Origin of the sequence: Streptomyces sediminimaris (genome assembly GCF_047049295.1) — a bacterium.
GTDB lineage: Bacteria > Actinomycetota > Actinomycetes > Streptomycetales > Streptomycetaceae > Streptomyces > Streptomyces sediminimaris.
The window spans coordinates 724,571-744,609 of record NZ_JBJWOT010000001.1 but is presented as its reverse complement, the minus strand read 5'-3'; the positions used below and the strand labels follow the sequence as shown (position 1 = coordinate 744,609).

The window sequence follows — 20,039 nt, the reverse complement described above, 5'->3', positions numbered from 1 at the left end:
GCCGGCCGTGGGCCGCGGGCGGCGGGGAGACTCGCTGTGAGACGGCTCGGCACCGGACCCCCAGGCGCTCGTAGGACGACTCTCGCGCCGACGCCTCGGCACGGGAGCCGGGGCCGGGCCACCCGGTCCGTACGCGGGACGGACCCGCTCCGGGAACACCCCGCGGACACGGCGAAACCTGCGAGGTGGGCTCCCTTCGCCGGCATGGTCCGGATCAGGTACTGGAGGTCGCCGTCCGGTTCATGGACCTTCCGGCCTCTCAGCCCGTCCGTCGATGGCGTCTGCTGACAGGGGCGGTGACTCCCTTGTCGAGACGGCCGTTGCGGACGGGCTCCCTCGCTCGCCCCGCAGGCTGCTTTCAGCGTATGTCCGCGGCTCGGCGGTCGCATGGGCCGTTCGGCCCCGTTGCGCCGACGACCGGCCCGTCATGGCGCCCGCGCCCGGCGCGCTCACGGCGCCAGCCCGATGTCGATCCGCGGCGGCAGACACAGCGTGTTGCGCACGGTGCAGTGCGCCTCCACGGCCGCGAGCAGGGCCTCATGGCGCTGGGCGGGCAGCGCGGGCGGGGGAGAGACGGTGACCCGCAGCGCGTCGACGCGGGCCGGCGGGTCGGCGGCCATCGTGAACTCCGCGTGCACCCGCAGCCCACCGCGGGGCAGGCCGTGCCGCTTGAGGTAGCGGCCCGCGTAGAAGGCCACGCAGGTGGCCAGGGACGCGGCGAACAGCTCGACCGGGGTGGGCGCCACGTCCGTGCCGCCCGCCTCGGTGGGCTGGTCGACCAGGAGCCGGTGGCCGCGGATGTCGACGTCGTACGCGTCGCCGTGGACGTGGGTGACGTCGAGGCGGTACGCGTCCGGGGCGTTCCCCCGCGGGTCGACGGTCTGCGGTGCCGTATGGGTCATGGCCGGACCTCCCTGGTCGGCGTGGGCTGCCTGTGTGCCGTGAAGGGCGCGCCCGCGGCCTCAGACCGCCGTGAGGTGGTCCTCCACCTCGAGCACGTCGGGGATGCGCGCCACCGCGTCGGTCAGCCGCGGCACGAGGTCCGCGGCCAGTGAACCGCTGAGGGTGACGACGCCGTAGCGGACCTGCACCCGCACGTCCTTGGGGTCGACCCCCAGCTCGTCCCGCAGGACGTGGGAGACGATCTCCGCGCGGAGGGCGGCATCGTCCCGGACGAGGGCGTGCAGCAGTTCGCTGCGGCTGACGACGCCCACCAGACGGCCCTTGAAATCGGTCACGTACACCTGACGGATCCGCGAGCGGGCCGCCATGCGGGCCGCTTCGACGACCGGGGTCCAGGGGCGGACGGTGAGGGCCGGCGTGGACATCAGGGCGGCGGCCGTGACACCGGCGCCCAGTCCCCGCGACCGGCGCCCGAGCAGCTTGCCCAGCGCGCCGGTCTGTTCGTCCGTGGCGGCCAGGGTGGCCGCCCGGGCCAGCAGGTCGGACTCCGCGACCACGCCGACGACGCGGCGGGAGTCGTCCACCACGGGAACGGCTCCCAGCTGCTCGCGGGCGAGCATGCGGGCGATCTCCGCGAACGGCGTGCCGGGGGCGACCCCGGTCGCGGACCGCCTGACGATGTGGCTGATCTGAAGGTCCGCGATCGTCGCCGGACGCGGAACGGCGCGCCGGGCCGTGCGGAGCACGGTGTGCGCGGGAGCGAACGGTTCTTCGGCGGCGTGCGCGTCGTGCGAGGCCATGGCCTGCAGGTAGCGCACCATGATGTTCTGACGGAACTCCTCGGCGGGCTTGCGGGCCATGGAGGGCACCGAACGGCGTGCCTCCAACGCTGCCGCGCCTGCTTCCCGGGCCTCACGGTCGTTCATGGCAACCTCCCGTGGTCCGCGCGCGCAACGCGCCTCCTACGCTCACCATCCCGCCCGCGCCGCCGGCGGCACAGGGCCGCCCGGCCCCTTCCGCAGGTCACTCGGCCCCTGTGGGCCGCCTCGCGCCCTTCGTAGCGTGAAAGCAGGCCACCGGCGGACGCCGTGGCCGGGCTCGGAGGTCTTCATGCCTGGGTTCCGCGAGTTCCTCGCGCGCTTCCGGCCGGCCGGCTCACCCGGCCCCGCCGTGGGAGGCGCCGTCCCCGCCGACCGCTCCGCCGAACTCGCGGCCGAACTGGAGCCCCCGCTCGCCCTCCTGGACGACGCCGCCGCCGAGGCCACCGCGATACGCGAGGCCGCGTCGCGGGAGGCCGCGGCACGCCGGCGCGCCGCGACCCGGCAGGCCGAGCGCATCGTGCGGACGGCGCGGGAACGCGCCCCCGAGGTCAGGCGCGCGACCGCGGCCCGGCTCGGCGAGCAGGACTGCGCCGCGGCGGCCCGCGCCGACGCCGCCGCCGAGCAGGCCCTGCGCGAGACGCGGGAGCGCGCGCTCCCGCGCACCCGTGACCTGGCCGCGCGCCTGACGGCACAGGCCGTCCGCGAACTGACCCGTCCGCCCGGCTCCGGGCCGGACGAACCGCACCGGGGAACGCCATGGGCGCCGGATGGGTCGCCGGGGTGACCCGGGCCGGGGCCATGGCCGCCGCCCGCGCCGGGCCCGCGACGGCGCGGGCCCTGGCCACGGCACCCGGCCTGCCGGACGCCCTGCGGGCGCTGGCCGCCACCCCCTACCGCCGCGGGACCGACGCCGAGGCGGGCATCGCCGAGGCCCAGCGGACGGTCACCGAGGCCCTGCTGTGGCAGCTGCGCGTACTGGCCGGCTGGCAGCCACGGCCCGGCTCCGCCGCCGTACGCCTGCTCGCGTCGCACTTCGAGATCGCGAACACCCGGAGCCTGCTGCGCGCCATGGCGGGCACGCCGCAGCCACCGCCCTACCGGCTGGGGGCGCTGTCGACGGTCTGGCCCCGGCTGGCCCGGGCCGGCGACCCCGCTCGGCTGCGGGCCGAACTGGCCGCCTCCCCCTGGGGCGACCCCGGATCCGAGTCGCCCGCGGCGGTCATCACCGCCATGCGGTGGTCGGCGGCCGCCCGGACCGCGGCGAACCTCCCGCCGGCCGCCCGCTGGGCGGCGGGCGAGGCGGCTCTGCTGTGGGCCCGCGAGACCTTCGTGGCCGGCCGCCGGCCGGTCACCCGGCACGCGACCCGCCTGCTCGGCACGGCGGCCGTGCGGGCGACCGGCTTCGACGAGTACCGCGCTCGCCTGTCGCCGGCCGCCACGTGGGCGCTGGAGGGCGTCGAGCGGCCCGGCGACCTGTGGCGGGCGGAGGCCCGCTGGTGGAGCGAGGTCGAACGGGACGGGCTGCGGCTGCTGCACGGCGCGCGATACGACATGACGCCCGTCGTGGGCGCGGTCGCGGTGCTGGGCACCGACGCCTGGCGCGTCCGCGCGGGCCTGGAGTGCGCCGCCCACGGCGGCCGGGCGCTGGAGGCCTTCGATGAGCTCATGGGCTGAGTCCCTGACGCCGGCGCGCATGCGGCGGGTGGCCGTCGTCGCCCCCCACGCCCTGCTGCGGGAGGCCCTGGTGTGCGTGGCCGACGCGGGCTGCGTCGAACTCGACGGAGCGGACGAGCCCGGCCACGGCACGCCGGGACCGGCCGCCCGCCGCCTCCAGGCGCTCGGCTCCGGCCCCGTCCGCCCCCTGCTGTCCGCCACGGCCCCGGACCTCGACGCACTCCGGGCCGCGGGCCGGGCCGACCTGCTCGCGGGCGAGGCCCAGCTCGAGGCCCGCCGCGAGGCGGCGGTAGCGCACGGCGCCGTCGCCGCCCTGGCCGGCTGGTGCCCCGCGGCCGACGTGCCGCGGCTGTCCGCCCGGCTGGCGCACGCCGGAGCCGCCCTGGTGCCGCTGCGCCCCCCACCCGGCATCGACCCGCCGACCCGGCTCGACGACGCCGGCACGGTACGGCGCTCCCTGGTCCCGCTGGTGCGCACCTACGGCACCGTCCCGTACGCCGACGTCGACCCCACCGTGCCCGCCGGCATCGCCTACGTCGCCATGTTCGGCATGATGTTCGGCGACACCGGCCACGGGCTCCTGCTGCTGCTCGGCGCCCTGCTGCTGCGGGCCGGCCGGCCGCGGCGCCTGGCCTCCCTGCGGCCCGTGTGGCCGTTCCTGGCCGGGGCCGGCGTGACGAGCGCCCTCGCCGGACTCGCCTACGGCGAGTTCTTCGGCCCCACCGGTGTGCTGCCGGTGCTGTGGCTCGACCCCCTCGGCGAACCCCTGCGGCTGCTCGGCGCCGCGATCGCCGTCGGCGCGGTCCTGCTCGCCCTCGCCTACGCGGCGGGCATCGCCAACCGCTGGCGCGAGGGCGGCCCGGGCCGTGCCCTGTACGCCGCGTCCGGCATCGCCGGAGCCGCGGTCTTCCTCGGCCTCGCGGTCCTCGCGGCGGGCGTCCTCACCCACGCGCCCGTCCTCCTGGTGAGCGGCTCGCTGCTCGCGCTCGCCGGGCTGGCGCTGGCCGGCACCGGGCTGTTCGCGGCCTCCGGCGGCGGCGCCGCGGGCGCCCTGCAGACGGGTGTCCAGCTCTTCGACGTGGTCGTCCGCATCGGCTCCAACACGGTGTCCTTCGCCCGGCTCGCGGCCTTCGGCCTCACCCATGCCGCCCTGGGCGCCATCGTCTGGCAGGGCACCACGGCCCTGGCCGGATCCGGGCCCGCGGGCGTCGTCGCCGGGTGTGCCGTCCTCGTCCTCGGCAACGCGCTCGCCTTCGCCCTGGAGGCGCTCGTCGCGGGCGTCCAGGCCCTGCGGCTGGAGTTCTACGAGCTGTTCTCCCGGGTCTTCGACGCCGAGGGCCGGCCCTTCCGCCCCTGGCACGTGCCCACCGAGACACCGTCCGCACCACCACCCACCCCACACGCCCTGGAGGTGACCACATGATCGCCTGGCTGATCGCACTTCCCGTGCTCGTCGCGGCGTTCGCCGGCACCCGTCGCCTGCTGCGCCGTCGCGAGAAGGCGGTGCTGCGGTGGATTCTCGCGGCGGACGCGGTGCTGTTCTCCGGAGCCCTCGCGCTCCTGCTCGTCGCCCTCAGCGGCGGCCCGGCACAGGCGCACACCGCCACGGCCGCCGCGGCGCAGAGCTCCGGCTCGGGCTCGGCGGCCCTGATCGGCGCCGCCATCGCGGTCGCCGGGGCATCGATCGGCGCCGCGATCGCCGTCGCGTACACGGGGGCCGCGGCGCTGGCCGCACTCAGCGAACGGCCCGAGCTGTTCGGCCGGGCCATGGTCATCGTCGGCCTCGCCGAAGGGATCGCCATCTACGGTCTCGTCGTCGCCATCATCCTGATCGGAAAGGCCTGACCATGACGCACGTGGCAGCGATCGGCGAGCGCCGGCGCGTGATCGGGCTGGCGACGGCGGGTGTCGTCGTTCTCCCGGCGGAGGACCCGGAGGCGGTGCGGGCCGCCTGGCGCGGGCTCCCGGCGGACGTGGGCCTGGTGATCCTCACCCCCGCCGCGGCCACCGCGCTCGGACCCGGTCCGCTCGAGGCCCGGGAGCCGCTCACCGCGGTGATGCCGCCATGAGGACCGCCCCGCTGCCCGCCGGGGCCCCGGCGGCACTGGAACCGGTACGGGCCCGGCTCCTGCGGGACGCCGCGGCGGACGCCGACGCCCTGCTGGCCGCCGCCGCCGAGGACGCCCGCGCCACCGTCCGGGAGGCCGGGGCACGGGCGTCCGCCGTCCTCGCCGAGGCCCGGAGCCAGGGCGCGCGCGACGCCCGGCGGACCGGCGCCGCCGCCCGCGGCCGGGTCCGCCGCGCAGCCCGGGCCAGGGAGCTCGCCGCCCGCCGGGAGATCTGGGAGGACCTGTGCCGGCGGGTCGTCGACGGCGTCGAGGCACTGCGCGGCACCGACGCGTACCCGGCCGTGCGCCGCCGCCTGACCGCCCACGTACGGCAGGCGCTGGGACCTGACGCGCGCATCACCGAGGCACCCGGGGGAGGCGTCGTCGGCGAGGCCCCGGGGCGCCGGATCGACTGCGGCCTGGCCGCGTTCGCGCAGCGGGCGCTCGACCGGTCGGGCGGAGAGGTGGAGCAGCTGTGGGCACCGTGACATCCACGCGGAACGGCACCGGGCGCATCCTCCGGGTCGCCGGTCCGCTGGTGGAGGCCGAGCACGTCGGCGGCACCGCCATGCACGACCTCGTCGCGCTGGGCGAGGGGGAGCTGCCCGGCGAGGTGGTCGCCATCCGCGACACGGTGGACACGATCCAGGCGTACGAGTACACGGGCGGCCTCGCCCCCGGGATGCCGTGCCGCCCCCTGGGCCGGCCGCTGTCCGCGGCGCTCGGCCCCGGCCTGCTCGGCGGCATCTTCGACGGGCTGCTGCGTCCCCTGAAGGCGGCCGGAACCTGGCTCGGACCCGGGGCCGCCGGCCGCGGCGGCGACGAGGAGCCCGGCTGGTCGTTCACGCCCCGGGCCGCCGAGGGCGAACGGGTGGGACCGGGGGACGTCCTCGGAGAGATCCACGACGCCGGGCCCCTGCCGCTCCCGGTCCTCGTACCGCCCGGCTGTGCGGGAGCGGTGGAGCGGATCGCCGCACCGGGCCGCCTCACCGCCGACGACGCCGTCGCCACGGTGGCCGGCACCGTGATCCCGCTGACGGCCCGGTGGCCCGTGCGCACGCCCCGGCCGGTCCGTGAACGCCTGCACACCGCCGGGGCGCTCAACACCGGCCAGCGCGCCATCGACCTGCTCTTCCCGGTGGCGCTGGGCAGCACCGTCGCCGTACCCGGCGGCTTCGGCACCGGCAAGACGGTGCTGCTGCAGCAGATCGCCAAGTGGTGCGACGCGGACGTCATCGTCTACGTCGGCTGCGGCGAGCGCGGCAACGAGATGGCGGATGTCATCCAGGAGTTCGGGGCGCTGAGCGACCCGCGCACCGGCGGGCGGCTGGCCGACCGGACCGTGATCGTCGCCAACACATCCAACATGCCGATGATGGCCCGGGAGGCCAGCGTCCACACGGGGGTGACGGTCGCCGAGTACTTCCGCGACATGGGCCTGCACGTCGTCGTCATCGCCGACTCCACCTCCCGCTGGGCGGAGGCGCTGCGCGAGTTCGCCTCCCGCACCGGCGCGCTGCCCGCCGAGGAGGGCTACCCGGCGGGCCTCGCCTCGGCCATCGCGGCGTTCTACGAGCGGGCCGGCGCCGTGACCACCCTCGGCGGCCGCACCGGCTCCGTCACCGTGATCGGCGCGGTCTCCCCGCCCGGCGGCGACATGGCCGAGCCGGTCACCGCCCACACCCAGCGCTTCGTCCGCTGCCTGTGGACCCTCGACCGCGAACTGGCCTACGCCCGCCACTACCCGGCCGTCTCCTGGGCCGAGTCCTTCTCCCGGGACACCGAGGCGCTCGACGCCCACCACGCGACGACCGACGACCCGGACCGGCCCGCCCGCAGGGCCCGTGTCGCCGCGCTGCTCGCCGAGGCGGACCGGCTCGCCGACCTGGTCGACCTGCTCGGCATCACCGCCCTGCCCGCCCGTGAACGCGTCAGCGTCCTGGGCGGCCGGCTGGTGCGCGAGGGCGTGCTCCAGCAGAGCGCGCTGTCCGAACGGGACGCCTACAGCGGTACCGAGAAGACGGCCGCGCTGGCCGAGGCGGTGCTGGCCGTCGTCGCCCGCTGCCACGAGCTGGCGGACGCGGGCGTGCCGGCCGCACATATCGAGGAGGTCGATTTCTCGCCCGTCCTGCGCGCCCGCGAGGAGGCGGGTCCGCACGACGCGGCGACCGTGGACGCCCTGCGCGCGACCATGCTCGCCCGGCTCGGGGAGGTGTCGTGAACGGTATGCCCGACCGGGGCCGCATCGAGTTCACCTCGGTGCGTGAGCTGAGCGGCCCGCTCGCCGTCATCGACAAGGTCGAGGGGGTCGGCTGGGACGAGTTCGTCCTGTTCACCGTCGGGCCGGGGGAGCGGCGCCACGGCGTCGTGCTGGAGGTGGACCGGGGCACGGCCGTGGTCCAGGTGCTCGAGGACACGGCGGGCATGGACCCGGCGCGTGTCGGCGCCGTCTTCACCGGCTCGCCCCTGCGCATCCCCGTCGGTCCCGGCTGGCTGGGCCGGGTGTGCAACGGCCGCGGGGAGCCGCTGGACGGCGGCCCGCCCGTCTTCGGGACCACCGCCTCGGCGGTCGCCGGCCGCCCGGTCAACCCCCTGCTCCGCGAGCCTCCCGCCGAGCCGGTGCTGACCGGCGTCAGCGCCGTCGACGCGCTCACCACGCTGGTGCGGGGGCAGAAGCTCCCGGTCTTCTCGGTGGCCGGTCTGCCCCATCTCGAACTGGCGACCCAGATCGCCGCGCAGTCGACGGCCGGAGGACAGCCGTTCTGCGTGGTCTTCGCCGCCATGGGCGTGACGCACCCGGACGCCGACTTCGTACGGGACGCGCTGGAGGAGCGGTCCGCCGCCGGCGAGCTGGTGCTGCTCCTCAACACGGCCGACGACCCCGTGATCGAGCGCATCCTCACCCCGCGCATCGCGCTCACCGTCGCCGAGGAGCTGGCGTTCACCGGGGGACGCCACGTCCTGGTGGTCATGACGGACATGACGAGCTACGCCGAGGCGCTGCGGGAGGTGTCCGCCGCCCGCGGCGAGACCCCGGCCCGCCGGGCCTACCCCGGCTACCTCTACAGCGACCTGGCCTCCCTCTACGAGCGCTGCGGCCGCGTCCGGGGCCTGCCGGGGTCGGTGACCGTGCTGCCGGTGCTCACCATGCCGGCCGGTGACATCACCCACCCCGTGCCGGACCTCACCGGGTACATCACGGAGGGACAGATCGTCCTGTCCCGGCAGATGCACGCCCGGGGCGTCTATCCGCCGGTCGACGCGCTGTCCTCGCTGTCCCGGCTGATGCGCAAGGGCGCGGGGCCCGGCCGTACCCGCGAGGACCATCTCGACGTCGCCGCCCAGCTGCTGTCCGCCCTGGCCCGCGCCCGTCAGGTCAGGGAACTGGCCGACCTCGTCGGCGAAGGGTCGCTCGGCCCCGCCGACCGGAGCCACCTGGACTTCGACGAGGCGTTCGCCCACGGTCTCGTGCACCAGGGGCGGGACGAACTGCGCACGCTCCAGCAGACCCTGGACCGCGCCTGGCAGGTGCTGCTGACCCTGCCGCGCAGCCAGCTGGCGATGCTCCCGGCGAAGTTCCTCGACGCCCACGGCGCGCGGGAAGGCGGGTGACCCGATGGCCGAACCGCGCGTGCCTCCCGGCCGGGCCGGCCGGCTGCGCCTGCGCCGCAGCCTCGACGTCGCCCGGCGCGGGGCGGACCTGCTCGACCAGAAACTGCGCGTCCTGCGCACCCGCCACGAGGAACTGCTGCGCACCGAGCGGGACGCCCGCGAGCGCTGGCACGAGCAGCTGGCGCGGGCCGAGCGATGGCTGCGGCGCGGGCTGCTGCTGGGCGGTGAGGAGGCCATGGAGACGGCGGACGAGGCCCGGCTCGCCGAACTGTCGGTCTCCTGGACCGCCACGATGGGCGTACGGCACCCGGACACCGCGGCGTGCACGCCGCCGCGGCGGCGGCCGGAGGACCCCGCGCCCGCGAACACCGCCCTCGCCCACGCGGAGGCCGCCTACGCCGAGGCCCTGCGGGCGGCGGCCGCGTACGCCGTCGCCCGGTCCGCCTCCCGGGCCGTCGGCGAGGAGGCCGTCCGCACCCGGCGCAGGCTGCGGGCCCTGCGCCGGCACTGGGTGCCGCGCCTGGAGACGGCCCTCGCCGCCGCGGACCGCGCGCTCGAACAGAGCGAGCACGAGGACGCGGTCCGCAGACGGTGGGCGGCGGGAACCGTGGACGGCCGGCCACATGCCCGGTGAGTCACGCCTGCCGCGCCTGCCACGCGACGCGCGAGCGCCACGCCCCGGGCAATTCGCGGTCCACGGTTCGACCACGTTTTGGACAACGTGTGCCGATATCGTCGACCGACGGCGGCACGACACGGCACACTGAGCCGCGGAGGGGGACGGGTGCGACGGGCCTGCGCCGGACGCGCCATCCCGGATGTCGCGCCGCTTTGGGGAAAGCGGCGTCGGGACCAGTGGGGGGATGCATGACGCAGTCGCTTCCGGGGCAGCGCCCCGTCGGCGAGCAGGCGTCGACCGGGCGCGGGGGGCTTCCGGTCGTCATCGTGGGTGCGGGGCCGTACGGCCTCTCGGTGGCCGCGCACCTGCGGGCCGCGGGCGTGCCGGTGCGCATCTTCGGCGAGGTGCTGGGCAGTTGGCGGCACGCCATGGCCACCGGGATGTTCCTGAAATCGACCCCGGACGCCACCGACCTCTCGGCGCCGGAGCCGGGCGGGCGGCTGGCGGACTTCCGCCGCGTCCACGGCGAGCCGGAGCTGACCGAACTGACGCCGATCCCGTGCGACGTCTTCGTGCGCTACGGGATGTGGTTCCAGAAACAGTACGTCGGGGAGGTGGAGCCGGCCCGGGTGGCCGCCGTCGACCGGCCGGGGCCCGGCCCGGCCTTCCTCGTCCGCCTCGACGACGGGCAGGAGATCGCGGCGGCGGCCGTCGTGGCCGCCACCGGCCTGAACGGTCTCGCCCACATCCCCGGCCAGCTGCGGCGCCTCGCCCCGGAAGGCCCGGGCCGCGGCGCCCTGGTGTCCCACACCAGCCACCACACCGACCTCTCCTGCTACGCAGGCCGGCGCGTCGCCGTCATCGGGGGAGGGCAGTCGGCGCTGGAGAGCGCCGCCCTGCTGCACGAGGCCGGAGCCGAGGCCCAGGTCCTGGTCCGCGAGCCGCGCGTGCTGTGGGGGATGAAGCCGGACCTGTCCCGGCCCTGGACCGAGCGCCTGGCCAAACCCGCCTCGCCGCTCGGCACGGGCTGGATCCTCGCGGCGGTCTGCCGGTCTCCGGGCGGGGTACGGCGGATGCCCGCGGCGGCCCGCCTGCTGCTGTTCCGCCGGGCGCTGGGACCGTCGGGCGGTTGGTGGCTGCGGGACCGGGTCGAGGGCATCGTCCCGGTACGCACGTCCTGCCGTGTCACAGGGGCCGAAGCCGTCCGCGCCGGAGTGCGTCTGGAGCTCGACGGGCCGGGCGGCCCCGAGGCCATGACGGTGGATCACGTACTGGCGGCCACCGGCTACCGGCTCGACCTGCGCGCGGTGCCGTTCCTGTCGCCCGCGGTCCGTGACGCCGTGGTGTGCGTGCGCGGTTCGAGGGCGCCGCATCTCTCGGCGGCCCTGGAATCGTCGGTGCCGGGCCTGTACTTCACCGGATCTCTCGCCGCGCCCATGTTCGGCCCGATGATGCGGTTCGTCGCCGGCACCGAGTTCGCCGCCACACGCATCGCCCGGCATCTCTCCCGTACGGCCGCGCCGGGCTGAGGAGCCGGCCCCGAACCGGCCGGGCACGGGCTCAGGACGTTCCGCCCGCGGTGACGGCGTGGCGTACGCCGTAGGCAGCGGCTCCCAGGAGCAGCACGGCCGCCCCCCAGGCCACCGACGAGACGGGCAGGGTGAAGGCGAGGACGAGACAGCCGGCCAGCCCGACGGCGGGGACGGCGCGCGGCGGCCGGTTCTCCTGCTCGGTCAGGGTCCACGCGGAGGCGTTGGCCACGGCGTAGTAGGCGAGCACGCCGAAGGAGGAGAAGCCGATCGCGCCGCGTACGTCGGTGGTGGCGGCCAGGACGGTCACCACCGCGCCGACGAGAAGTTCGGCGCGGTGCGGGACCTTGTGGCGGGGATGCACGGCGGACAGGGCACGGGGCAGGTGGCGGTCCCGGGCCATGGCCAGCGTGGTGCGCGAGACGCCGAGGATCAGGGCGAGCAGCGACCCGAGGGCGGCCACCGCCGCTCCCGCCCGTACGACCGGGACCAGACCGGGTACGCCGGCCCGCCGTACCGCTTCGGCCAGCGGCGCGCTCTCGCCCGCCAGCCCGCCGGGGCCGAGGACGACGAGCACGGAGACGGCGACCGCCGCGTACACCACGAGGGTGAGGCCCAGGGCGAGGGGGATCGCCCGCGGAATCGTGCGCGCGGGATCGCGTACCTCCTCGCCCAGGGTGGCGATGCGCGCGTACCCGGCGAAGGCGAAGAACAGCAGGCCGGCGGCGCGCAGCACGCCGCCGGCGGAGGTGTCCGAGCCGATGCCGAGCCGTCCGGCGCGGGCGTCGGCGGAGGTCAGACAGGCGACGACGACCGCGGCCAGCACCGCCAGGACCACCGCCACGATCACCCGCGTCAGCCAGGCCGCCTTCCGCACGCCCAGGTAGTCGACCGCCGTGAGGACCACGACCGCGGCCACCGCGACGGCGTGCGCCCGCTCGGGCCACACGTACGCGCCCACGGTCAGCGCCATCGCCGCGCACGACGCGGTCTTGCCCACCACGAATCCCCAGCCGGCCAGGTACCCCCAGAACGCGCCCAGCCGTTCCCGGCCGTACACGTACGTCCCGCCCGAGCGCGGGTAGCGGGCGGCGAGCCGTGCCGAGGACGTGGCGTTGCAGTACGCCACCACCGCCGCGATCGCCAGTCCCACCAGCAGCCCCGACCCCGCGGCCCGCGCGGCCGGTGCCAGGGCGGCGAAGACGCCCGCGCCGATCATCGATCCGAGCCCGACGACCACGGCGTCGAACACGCCGAGCCGCCGCTCCAGCTCAGCCGTCGTGCCGCCCCGCGACGCCTGGCTCATGCCCCACCCGTCCTCTGTCACCGTCCGATGCCGCCCGACGATATACAGCGGGGGTGAACGCGAGGTGGCCGGTGAACCAGTCGCGGGCCAGTCCCGCGACCGCCGGCAGGGTGCCGGGCTCCTCGAAGAGGTGGCCGGCGCCGGGCACGACGGCGATCCGGTGGTCGCAGTGCATCCAGTCGGCGGCCAGCCGGTTCAGGCTCAGCACCCGTGCGTCGAGCGAGCCGACGACGAACAGGGTGGGGGCCCGCACGTGCGCCAGCGCGGCCGGTGAGGCCAGGTCGGGGCGGCCGCCGCGGGAGACGACCGCGCGGACGTCGGCGTCCACGGCGGCGGCCTCCAGGGCGGCGGCCGCCCCGGTGCTGGCCCCGAAGTAGGCGACGGGCAGAGCGGTTTCGCGGCGCACCCAGTCGGCGGCGGCGCGCAGCCGCCGGGCGAGCAGGACGATGTCGAAGACGTTGTGCCGGTTGTCCTCCTCGTCCTCGGTGAGCAGGTCCAGCAGCAGCGTGCCCAGGCCCGCCCCGTTCAGGACGTCGGCGACGTAGCGGTTGCGCGGGCTGTGGCGGCTGCTGCCGCTGCCGTGCGCGAACGCCACGACGGCCGGCGCCCCCTCGGGCAGGACGAACCGTGCGGCCAGCCGCACGTGCCGGGTGGGAATCCCGATCTCCCGGTCCGCGGGCGGCACTTCGGCGGCCGGCGAGGACGGGGCGGGCGCTGCCGGGCGGGCGGCCCGCTGCAGCAGGTCGGTCACCCGCGCGTCGGCGACCTGCGTGAAGTCCTGGTACCAGGCGCCGACCGAGCCGAAGAAGCGCGGGGAGTGCAGACAGACCACCTCGTCGGCGCAGCGGCGCAGGCGCAGCACGGTCCGCTCCGCCCCGACCGGCACGGCGAGCACGACCCGGGCCGCCCCCAGGGTGCGCACGACACGGCACGCGGCCTCCGCGGTGGCTCCGGTGGCCAGCCCGTCGTCGACGACCACGGCGGTCCGCCCGGCCACGGACACGGGGGGACGCGCGCGGCGATAGCGCTCCGACTGCCGTGCCACCTCGGCGCGCCGGGCCAGCTCCAGACTCCGCCGCTCGTCCGGACCCGGCCCCGCCTCACCGATCACGTCCTCGTTGAGCACGAGGACGCCGTGCTCTCCCACGGCGCCGAAGGCCAGCTCGGGCTGCCGGGGCACGCCCAGCTTGCGCACCACGAGGACATCCAGCGCGGCGCCGAGTTCCCGCGCCACCTCGAAGGCCACGGGCATCCCGCCCCTGGGCAGGCCGAGGACGACGACGTCCTGGCCGCGCAGGTGCGCCAGCAGGGGCGCCAGCCGGCGTCCCGCGTCCGTACGGTCCACGAATCGCATGGTCACCGCCTCGTTCACGCTCAGTCGCTCAGTAGGGCAGCGGCCGCCCCGACGGCGTGCGCAGGTCCGGGGGCTCCGGCTGCCGCGGAATTCCGGGGCGACGGGTCTGCTGTATGCGCTTCATGGTCGCCGCCTCCTCGCCGAGCGGTGTGCGCGGTGCCGGTGACTCCGGCACCCCCGCACCGATCAGCCTTGTCCGCGGCGGGGCTCCCCGCATGAGGCCATCGACCCCGGATCATGGGCCGGTCCGCGACCACGACCGGGACCGAACGGCCCACCCGCGCCCGGCGGGTGCGAGCCGTCCCGGACCGGCGATCCGGCCGCGACCGCCTGCCCGCGTGGGGCCGCGGGGCTCCGTCAGCGCGCCAGGTCCTCGGCGATCCGGCTGGTCCAGGCGTCCACGGCGGCCCAGTCGCGGTAGTCGCCGAACCGGCCACCGACCAGGTGGAACATCAGGCGCCCGGTGAGCGGCAGCTGCTGCCGGGCGATCACACCCGAGAAGAGGCGGTGGTCACGGTAGGGCAGCCCGCCGGGCAGGCTCTCCACGATCACCGGTTCCTCCTTGGGGCCCAGCCGCTTCCAGGGGCCGCGCAGCGCGGCCGGCATCCCGACGCTGAAGATCCACACCGGGCGGGAGCCGAGGATGTCGGCGTTCTCGCGCAGGAAGGCCCTGGCCGGCTCGAGCCAGGTCTGCCCGTGCACGGCGCTGCCGAGGACGAAGGCGGCGTAGGCGTCGGCGTCGTCCACCGTCCCCAGGTCCCTCGCCTCGACCTTCAGCCCCGCCTTGTCCAGTCCGGCCGCCACACGGTCGGCGATCTCGCGTGTCGAGCCGTGGGCGGTCGCGTATCCGACCAGGACGTCCATGGTCATCACCTCGTTGAGTTCGCGCGCTCCTCCGCGTCTCCGGGAGGCGGCCTCCTGGCGAGGCGCCCGCTAGCCGGCGACGCGGTGGAGGCGGCGCGGTACGTCGGTGGCCGCCGGGGCCCCGGTCCGGCCGGACGCGGGCACCATGACGACGGGCACGGTGGAGTGGCGCAGGCACTCCCGGCCCACGGGGCCCACCACCGGCAGCTCCCACCGCTCGCGGGGCCCGCGGCCCAGGGCGAGCAGCAGTGCACCGCGTGCCTGCCGGAGCAGGACGTGAGCGGGCGGGCCCTCCGCGAGCACGGCACGTATGCCGGGCCCGACGTGCGGGCCGAAGACGTCGCGCACGCTGGTGGCGAGCACCTCGGCGGCCCGTTCGCGCTGCTCCGCCGGAGTGGGGCGCGCGGAGACGGGCGCGTAGGGGGCGAAGGCCCTGACGGGCTCCCAGGCGTGCACGGCGACGACCTCCGTGTCGAGGGCGTGCGCCTGCTCCACGGCCCAGCGCAGCGCGGCGCGCGAGGCCGCGGAACCGTCGACGCCCACGATGATCCCCTTGCCGTCTGCGCATCCGGACACGGCTGCCTCCCCTGAAGGATCTCCCGCTGAAAGGTCTCCGATCCCACCGTGCCCCGCGCCCGGACGCCGTCGCGCGGGCCGAAGGGCACCGGGTGGGTGTCCAAGGGGCCCTGTCCGGCGCCGCGTCACGTCCGCGGGCGGGTCGTCGCCGTCAGCCAGCTCACGGCCCGGCTGACGTCGGCGAGGGTGACGATGCCGACGAGGTGCTCGCCGTCCAGGACGAGGGCCCGGCGCTCCCGGCTCGCCTCCAGACGCGGCAGCAGGTCCACGACCGCCTCGTCGGGCGACGCGGTCGCGACGTCCGCGAGGGGGCGCATCACGTCGGCGACGGTGGTCGCCGAACGGGCCTGCACGGGGACTTCGTTGACGAGCCGCACCGTGACCAGTCCGGCCGGCGCGCCGTCCGCCGCGAGCACCGGGAACGCGGAGTGACGGTAGGCGCCGAAGGGGCCCTCGGCCAGGAAGGCGGCGACCGTCACCGTGGCGCGCACGGTGACGGGGTCGCGGGTCATCACCCGGCGGACGGGCAGCCCGGCCAGGACCGCGCCCAGTTCGGCGTGGCGGGCCTCCTCGGTGGCGGCGGTGATCAGGAACCAGCCGATCAGCGCGGACCACAGGCCCGACAGGTTGCCCTCGAAGAGCACCATGGCGAAGCCGAGGACGACCAGGAACCAGCCCAGGGCCCGTCCCGCCGCCGAGGCACCGCGGGTGGCGCGGACCGGATCGCCGGTGCGGTGCCACAGGTACGCCCGCAGCAGCCGCCCGCCGTCCAGCGGAGCGGCGGGAACGGCGTTGAACACCGCCAGGACCACGTTGATCGCGGCCAGCCAGGCGACCGCCTCCACGACCAGGCCCGAGACGCCGATCGCGTCCAGCCACAGGGCCAGGCCCGTGAACGCGGCGCCGAGCACCGCACTGGTCAGCGGTCCCACGCCGGCGATGCGCAGCTCCGCCGCCGGGGTGGGCGCCTCACTGCGCAGCCGTGCCACCCCGCCGAGCATCCACAAGGTGATGCCGTCGACCTGGACGCCGTTGCGCTGGGCGACCACGGCGTGCGCCAGTTCGTGGACCAGCAGCGAGGCGAGGAAGACGAGCGCCGTCAGCAGCGCCAGGACGGTGTAGGCCCAGGAGGAGTGGTGCGGGTGGGCGTCCGGGAACCGTCCGCCCGCGAGCATCACGGTCACCAGTGCGACGATGACCAGCACGCTCCAGTGCAGTCCGACCCGGACACCGGCGATCCGCCCCAGCGGAAGGCTCTCCTTCATGGCGCCGCCTCGGTCAGTCGGGAGCGTCAAGACACTGCGCGGCCAGCTCCCGCATCCGCAGTTCCTTGGCGCGCAGCCGCCGGCCCTCCGCCTGCCAGCGGCGCCGGGCCCAGGGGTGCAGGCGGTGGGGCTCGCGCCGCTCCCAGTCGCGCAGCGCGATCACGGTGCAGGTGTCCTCCACCACCAGCACCATCACACTGGGCAGCCGCAGCGCCGCCTCCAGGCCCACGGTGCGCCGGGCACAGGGCAGGTGCACCACGGCCTTCGGGCGCCCGGACGACCGCCGTGAGGGAACCGTGCTCATGGGGTCACCTCCGAGACCTCGGGTGTACCGCCGCCCTCTGCCGCAGAGCGCGGGCACACCGTCATCCTGCGCGGTCCGCGTCCGTCCCGGGATGGGCCGACCGGTCCTTCGCACGGCCGACCGGGCCCTGTCCGGTCAGGTGCCGGCGCGGATACCGGAGATCAGCCGCGACCCGAGGTCGGACTGGATCATCAGATGCGTGCGGTGGGTGCGGTTGCCGGGGTCCTGCCAGGTGAGCGTGACCCTGGTCCAGCAGTGGCCCATCCCGCTGTCGTTGTAGACGACCCGCCAGGCGACCGGCGTGCCCTTGGCGCGCAGCACGCCGTCCTTGTGGTGGGCGGCCTCCCACCGCGCCAGGTCCGCCCGCAGTCCCGCGGTCAGGTAGTGGGCGCGCAGTGAGTTCGCCAGGCCGTTGCGGCCGGAGTCGTACTGGACGTCGATGTAGGCGCCGTAGAAGTCGGCGACCCTGTCGACCGTGGAGCGCGGCGTGCCCTCGCGGGCCGGCGCGGGGGTCGTGGCCACGGCGGACCCTTCGTGCGTGGGCGGGCCTGCCGCGGCCGCCGGTGCGGTGACCGCGAGAGCCGGCACCACGGCGCCGAGCGCGAGACGGCGCACGGCACGAGGTGTCATCATGTCCTTCCCCTTCCCTGCAGACGGTGCGGAAACCTCGTCAACTCCAGTACAGCCCGGCACAGTTGCCGCGATCGCGGGCCGACAGGCCCGACCCGGTGGGCCGGTCGGTCACACTCCGGCGGGCGGGCGCTCACAGGGCGAGGGAGAAGTAGCTCTCCTCCTCCTGCACGAAGTGCAGGCGCAGCACGGTGTGCAGGCCGTAGAGGCAGGCCCGCAGGTCGTCCAGTTGCTCCGGGGACGGCGATCCGTCGGCGCCGGTCAGTGTGAGGTGGGTGGCGATGCGGCGGGCGAGCCGTTCGATCTCCGCGTGCGCGCGGCTCATGGTGGCCGTCGCCTCGGGGCCGCCGAGGGTCGGGGCGAGCGCGGGATACAGCTCGTGCTCCTCGGCGTACTCGTGCGGCAGCAGCCGCTCGGTGAGCAGCCGGTGCACCTCGCGCACCGCGGCCAGGGAATCCTCCCCCGCGCCGTCCGACAGCCGGTCGGCGGCGTCGCGCACGGCCTCCAGCACGTCCTGCAGGTCGTCGTGCTCCGCGGCGAAGCGGCGGATGAGGGCCTCCGTCGAGGGCGGCAGCACCGGCCGTCCCTGCCGGTCGTCACGCAGCACCCGCAGGGCGTTGAGGATCACCGCCACGTCGATGCCCTCCTGCAGCAGCGCGCCGGCGGCCGGCGGGAGCAGGCCGAAGGCGGCCGCGGCCATGGCGGCCAGCGACAGCGCCATACCGCCGAGCGCGCTCTGCACGGCGATGCGCCGGGCCCGTACGGCGATCGCCCCGGCGTCGGCCAGCCGGTCGACCCGGTCGGTGGTCAGGACGATGTCGGCCGCCTCGGAGGAGGCCGTGGAACCCCGCGCACCCATCGCCACGCCGATGTCCGCGGCCGCGAGGGCGGGGGCGTCGTTGACGCCGTCACCCACCATGACGGTGACCGCGTGCTCCCGTTCGGCGCGGACCTCGGCGACCTTGCCGGCCGGGGTGAGGCCGGCCCGCACGTCGTCGAGGCCGAGGACCGCGCCCACCTCGCGCGCGGAGGCGGCGCGGTCGCCGGTGAGCATCACCAGCCGCCGGATGCCGGAGGCGCGCAGCCGGCGCAGGGTGCGCGGCGCGTCCGGACGCAGCGGATCGCGCAGCAGCACCGCCCCGACCGGGGCGCCGTCCACGGACAGCCAGGCCACCGCCGCCCCGTCCAGCAGCGCCCGGTTCTCCACCGACCGTCCCCAGTCCGGCAGTTCGGCGTCCTCGGCACGCCGGCCGATCGTCATACGGCGCCCGGCCACCGTGCCGGACGCACCCCGGCCGGGCTCCTCCGACACCTGCAAGGGCTCCGAGAGGTGCAGGCCCCGCTCCCGGGCCGCGTCGACCACGGCCCGCGCCAGGACGTGCGGGGAGTACTGGTCGAGCGAGGCCGCCAGCCGCAGCACCTGGGCCGACTGCCAGCGCGGCGCCGCGACCACGTCCAGGACGCGGGGCCGGCCGCCGGTGAGCGTGCCCGTCTTGTCCAGCAGCAGCGTCCTGGCCCGGCCGAGGTTCTCCAGCGCCCCTCCGTCGCGGACCACCACCCCGAGCCGGGAGGCCCGGGACAGCCCGGAGACGACGGCCACCGGCGCCGCCAGCAGCAGCGGACAGGGCGTCGCCACCACCAGGACCGCCACCGCCCGCACGGCGGAGCCGCTGACCAGCCAGGCCAGCCCGGCGACCGCCAGGGACAGGGGCAGGAACCAGGCCGCGTACCGGTCGGCCAGCCGCACCACCGGGGCCGACTCCGCGCCCGCCTGCCGGGCCAGCCGTACGATCCCGGCGTAGGTGCTGTCCTCCTCGGTCGCGGTGGCGCGCAGTTCGAAGGCGCCGCCCGCGTTGAGCACCCCGCTGCGCACCGGCTCGCCCGGCCCTCTCCGCACGGTCAGCGGCTCGCCGGTCAGCGCCGACTCGTCCAGCGCGGCGGGCGCCGCGGCCACCCGGCCGTCCACCGGCACGACTTCACCGGGGCCCACCACCAGCAGGTCGCCGACGGCGACCTCGGACGAGGGGATCTCGTGCACTCCGGCCCCGGTGCGCACCCGCGCGGTGCGGGGCGCGCGTTCCAGGAGGGCCCGCAGATCGTGCGAGGCGCGGCGCTGCGCCGCCGCCTCGAGGGTGCGGCCGGAGGCGAGCATCAGCGCGATGAGCGCCCCGGCCAGGTACTCGTGCACGGCCAGGGTGCCGCCGAGGGCGAGAACGGCGATCAGGTCGACCCCGGCGCGGCCGTGCCTGAGGGCGTCGAGCACCCAGCCGATCGACGGGATCACGGCGGCGACCGTGCCCAGGCCCCAGCACAGGTCGGCGAGCCCGGGGGCGCCGGCGAGCCGGCAGACGCCGCCGGCGACGAGCGCGGCGGTGGTCACCAGCAGCAGGAGGGACTCGGGCGTCGGCGGCAGGAACAGGGCCGTGAACAACCGGCGCGGCTGTTTCCTCGAGGTGGCGGTGGCCATGACGGGC

Annotated in this window: 20 protein-coding genes; 10 read left to right on the top strand and 10 right to left on the bottom strand. The window is 76.4% G+C overall.

What is annotated here, in order from left to right; genetic code table 11:
- Positions 1-449: 449 nt before the first annotated feature.
- Entirely contained in the window at positions 450-902 is a 453-nt protein-coding gene (locus tag ACJ9NR_RS03445) for an OsmC family protein (RefSeq protein ID WP_412489845.1), read from the bottom strand.
- Between the two features lie 60 nt (positions 903-962).
- Positions 963-1,829: a CBS domain-containing protein gene (locus tag ACJ9NR_RS03440; RefSeq protein WP_412489846.1), complete on the bottom strand. Its 867-nt coding sequence runs from the start codon at positions 1,827-1,829 to the stop codon at positions 963-965.
- Between the two features lie 184 nt (positions 1,830-2,013).
- Between ACJ9NR_RS03440 and ACJ9NR_RS03435 the strand changes: the two genes are divergently transcribed.
- From ACJ9NR_RS03435 to ACJ9NR_RS03390, 10 genes are all read left to right on the top strand, one after another.
- Positions 2,014-2,508: a hypothetical protein gene (locus ACJ9NR_RS03435; RefSeq protein WP_412489847.1), complete on the top strand. Its 495-nt coding sequence runs from the start codon at positions 2,014-2,016 to the stop codon at positions 2,506-2,508.
- A complete protein-coding gene (locus ACJ9NR_RS03430) occupies positions 2,481-3,398 on the top strand; it encodes a hypothetical protein (protein ID WP_412489848.1) in 918 nt (305 codons plus the stop codon). The genes ACJ9NR_RS03435 and ACJ9NR_RS03430 overlap by 28 nt, the downstream gene beginning before the upstream one ends.
- The gene (locus ACJ9NR_RS03425; protein WP_412489849.1) at positions 3,382-4,821 is read left to right on the top strand and encodes a V-type ATPase 116kDa subunit family protein; all 1,440 of its coding nucleotides are present in this window, start codon (positions 3,382-3,384) and stop codon (positions 4,819-4,821) included. Before ACJ9NR_RS03430 ends, ACJ9NR_RS03425 begins: the two co-directional genes overlap by 17 nt.
- Positions 4,818-5,243, top strand: coding sequence for an ATP synthase subunit C (locus ACJ9NR_RS03420; RefSeq protein WP_412489850.1), 426 nt, complete (start codon positions 4,818-4,820; stop codon positions 5,241-5,243). The genes ACJ9NR_RS03425 and ACJ9NR_RS03420 overlap by 4 nt, the downstream gene beginning before the upstream one ends.
- A gap of 2 nt (positions 5,244-5,245) precedes the next feature.
- A complete protein-coding gene (locus ACJ9NR_RS03415; RefSeq protein ID WP_412489851.1) occupies positions 5,246-5,467 on the top strand; it encodes a hypothetical protein in 222 nt (73 codons plus the stop codon).
- Positions 5,464-5,994 carry a hypothetical protein gene (locus ACJ9NR_RS03410; protein WP_412489852.1) on the top strand — a complete coding sequence of 177 codons (531 nt, stop codon included), beginning with the start codon at positions 5,464-5,466 and terminating at the stop codon, positions 5,992-5,994. Before ACJ9NR_RS03415 ends, ACJ9NR_RS03410 begins: the two co-directional genes overlap by 4 nt.
- Positions 5,991-7,727: a V-type ATP synthase subunit A gene (locus ACJ9NR_RS03405; protein ID WP_412489853.1), complete on the top strand. Its 1,737-nt coding sequence runs from the start codon at positions 5,991-5,993 to the stop codon at positions 7,725-7,727. The genes ACJ9NR_RS03410 and ACJ9NR_RS03405 overlap by 4 nt, the downstream gene beginning before the upstream one ends.
- Positions 7,728-7,732: 5 nt before the next feature.
- Positions 7,733-9,118, top strand: a complete 1,386-nt coding sequence (locus ACJ9NR_RS03400; RefSeq protein WP_412490522.1) for a V-type ATP synthase subunit B — start codon at positions 7,733-7,735, stop codon at positions 9,116-9,118.
- 4 nt (positions 9,119-9,122) lie between these two features.
- Complete coding sequence (locus ACJ9NR_RS03395; RefSeq protein ID WP_412489854.1) at positions 9,123-9,752, top strand: V-type ATP synthase subunit D; 630 nt, start codon at positions 9,123-9,125, stop codon at positions 9,750-9,752.
- Between the two features lie 233 nt (positions 9,753-9,985).
- Positions 9,986-11,266, top strand: a complete 1,281-nt coding sequence (locus tag ACJ9NR_RS03390; protein ID WP_412489855.1) for an FAD-dependent oxidoreductase — start codon at positions 9,986-9,988, stop codon at positions 11,264-11,266.
- Positions 11,267-11,297: 31 nt separating this feature from the next.
- On the opposite strand, the gene ACJ9NR_RS03385 is transcribed toward ACJ9NR_RS03390, so the two are convergent.
- The 8 genes from ACJ9NR_RS03385 to ACJ9NR_RS03350 form a co-directional block, all read right to left on the bottom strand.
- The gene (locus ACJ9NR_RS03385) at positions 11,298-12,572 is read right to left on the bottom strand and encodes an APC family permease (protein ID WP_412489856.1); all 1,275 of its coding nucleotides are present in this window, start codon (positions 12,570-12,572) and stop codon (positions 11,298-11,300) included.
- Positions 12,538-13,926: a phosphoribosyltransferase family protein gene (locus tag ACJ9NR_RS03380; RefSeq protein ID WP_412489857.1), complete on the bottom strand. Its 1,389-nt coding sequence runs from the start codon at positions 13,924-13,926 to the stop codon at positions 12,538-12,540. Before ACJ9NR_RS03380 ends, ACJ9NR_RS03385 begins: the two co-directional genes overlap by 35 nt.
- A 357-nt stretch (positions 13,927-14,283) precedes the next feature.
- Positions 14,284-14,790 carry a flavodoxin domain-containing protein gene (locus tag ACJ9NR_RS03375; RefSeq protein WP_412489858.1) on the bottom strand — a complete coding sequence of 169 codons (507 nt, stop codon included), beginning with the start codon at positions 14,788-14,790 and terminating at the stop codon, positions 14,284-14,286.
- A gap of 69 nt (positions 14,791-14,859) precedes the next feature.
- The gene (locus tag ACJ9NR_RS03370; RefSeq protein ID WP_412489859.1) at positions 14,860-15,366 is read right to left on the bottom strand and encodes a universal stress protein; all 507 of its coding nucleotides are present in this window, start codon (positions 15,364-15,366) and stop codon (positions 14,860-14,862) included.
- Between the two features lie 125 nt (positions 15,367-15,491).
- Positions 15,492-16,631, bottom strand: a complete 1,140-nt coding sequence (locus ACJ9NR_RS03365) for a site-2 protease family protein (RefSeq protein ID WP_412489860.1) — start codon at positions 16,629-16,631, stop codon at positions 15,492-15,494.
- A gap of 13 nt (positions 16,632-16,644) precedes the next feature.
- On the bottom strand, positions 16,645-16,935 hold the full coding sequence (locus tag ACJ9NR_RS03360; RefSeq protein WP_412489861.1) for a hypothetical protein: 291 nt from the start codon (positions 16,933-16,935) through the stop codon (positions 16,645-16,647).
- 135 nt (positions 16,936-17,070) lie between these two features.
- Complete coding sequence (locus ACJ9NR_RS03355) at positions 17,071-17,568, bottom strand: hypothetical protein (RefSeq protein WP_412489862.1); 498 nt, start codon at positions 17,566-17,568, stop codon at positions 17,071-17,073.
- A gap of 130 nt (positions 17,569-17,698) precedes the next feature.
- Positions 17,699-20,032: a heavy metal translocating P-type ATPase gene (locus tag ACJ9NR_RS03350; protein ID WP_412489863.1), complete on the bottom strand. Its 2,334-nt coding sequence runs from the start codon at positions 20,030-20,032 to the stop codon at positions 17,699-17,701.
- Between the last annotated feature and the right edge of the window lie 7 nt (positions 20,033-20,039).

Coding starts and splice junctions, on each gene's coding strand:
- ACJ9NR_RS03445 (WP_412489845.1), bottom strand. CDS start 902: ATGACCCATACGGCACCGCAGACCGTCGACCCGCGGGGGAACGCCCCG.
- ACJ9NR_RS03440 (WP_412489846.1), bottom strand. CDS start 1,829: ATGAACGACCGTGAGGCCCGGGAAGCAGGCGCGGCAGCGTTGGAGGCA.
- ACJ9NR_RS03435 (WP_412489847.1), top strand. CDS start 2,014: ATGCCTGGGTTCCGCGAGTTCCTCGCGCGCTTCCGGCCGGCCGGCTCA.
- ACJ9NR_RS03430 (WP_412489848.1), top strand. CDS start 2,481: ATGGGCGCCGGATGGGTCGCCGGGGTGACCCGGGCCGGGGCCATGGCC.
- ACJ9NR_RS03425 (WP_412489849.1), top strand. CDS start 3,382: ATGAGCTCATGGGCTGAGTCCCTGACGCCGGCGCGCATGCGGCGGGTG.
- ACJ9NR_RS03420 (WP_412489850.1), top strand. CDS start 4,818: ATGATCGCCTGGCTGATCGCACTTCCCGTGCTCGTCGCGGCGTTCGCC.
- ACJ9NR_RS03415 (WP_412489851.1), top strand. CDS start 5,246: ATGACGCACGTGGCAGCGATCGGCGAGCGCCGGCGCGTGATCGGGCTG.
- ACJ9NR_RS03410 (WP_412489852.1), top strand. CDS start 5,464: ATGAGGACCGCCCCGCTGCCCGCCGGGGCCCCGGCGGCACTGGAACCG.
- ACJ9NR_RS03400 (WP_412490522.1), top strand. CDS start 7,733: ATGCCCGACCGGGGCCGCATCGAGTTCACCTCGGTGCGTGAGCTGAGC.
- ACJ9NR_RS03395 (WP_412489854.1), top strand. CDS start 9,123: ATGGCCGAACCGCGCGTGCCTCCCGGCCGGGCCGGCCGGCTGCGCCTG.
- ACJ9NR_RS03390 (WP_412489855.1), top strand. CDS start 9,986: ATGACGCAGTCGCTTCCGGGGCAGCGCCCCGTCGGCGAGCAGGCGTCG.
- ACJ9NR_RS03385 (WP_412489856.1), bottom strand. CDS start 12,572: ATGAGCCAGGCGTCGCGGGGCGGCACGACGGCTGAGCTGGAGCGGCGG.
- ACJ9NR_RS03380 (WP_412489857.1), bottom strand. CDS start 13,926: ATGCGATTCGTGGACCGTACGGACGCGGGACGCCGGCTGGCGCCCCTG.
- ACJ9NR_RS03375 (WP_412489858.1), bottom strand. CDS start 14,790: ATGGACGTCCTGGTCGGATACGCGACCGCCCACGGCTCGACACGCGAG.
- ACJ9NR_RS03365 (WP_412489860.1), bottom strand. CDS start 16,631: ATGAAGGAGAGCCTTCCGCTGGGGCGGATCGCCGGTGTCCGGGTCGGA.
- ACJ9NR_RS03360 (WP_412489861.1), bottom strand. CDS start 16,935: ATGAGCACGGTTCCCTCACGGCGGTCGTCCGGGCGCCCGAAGGCCGTG.
- ACJ9NR_RS03355 (WP_412489862.1), bottom strand. CDS start 17,568: ATGATGACACCTCGTGCCGTGCGCCGTCTCGCGCTCGGCGCCGTGGTG.
- ACJ9NR_RS03350 (WP_412489863.1), bottom strand. CDS start 20,032: ATGGCCACCGCCACCTCGAGGAAACAGCCGCGCCGGTTGTTCACGGCC.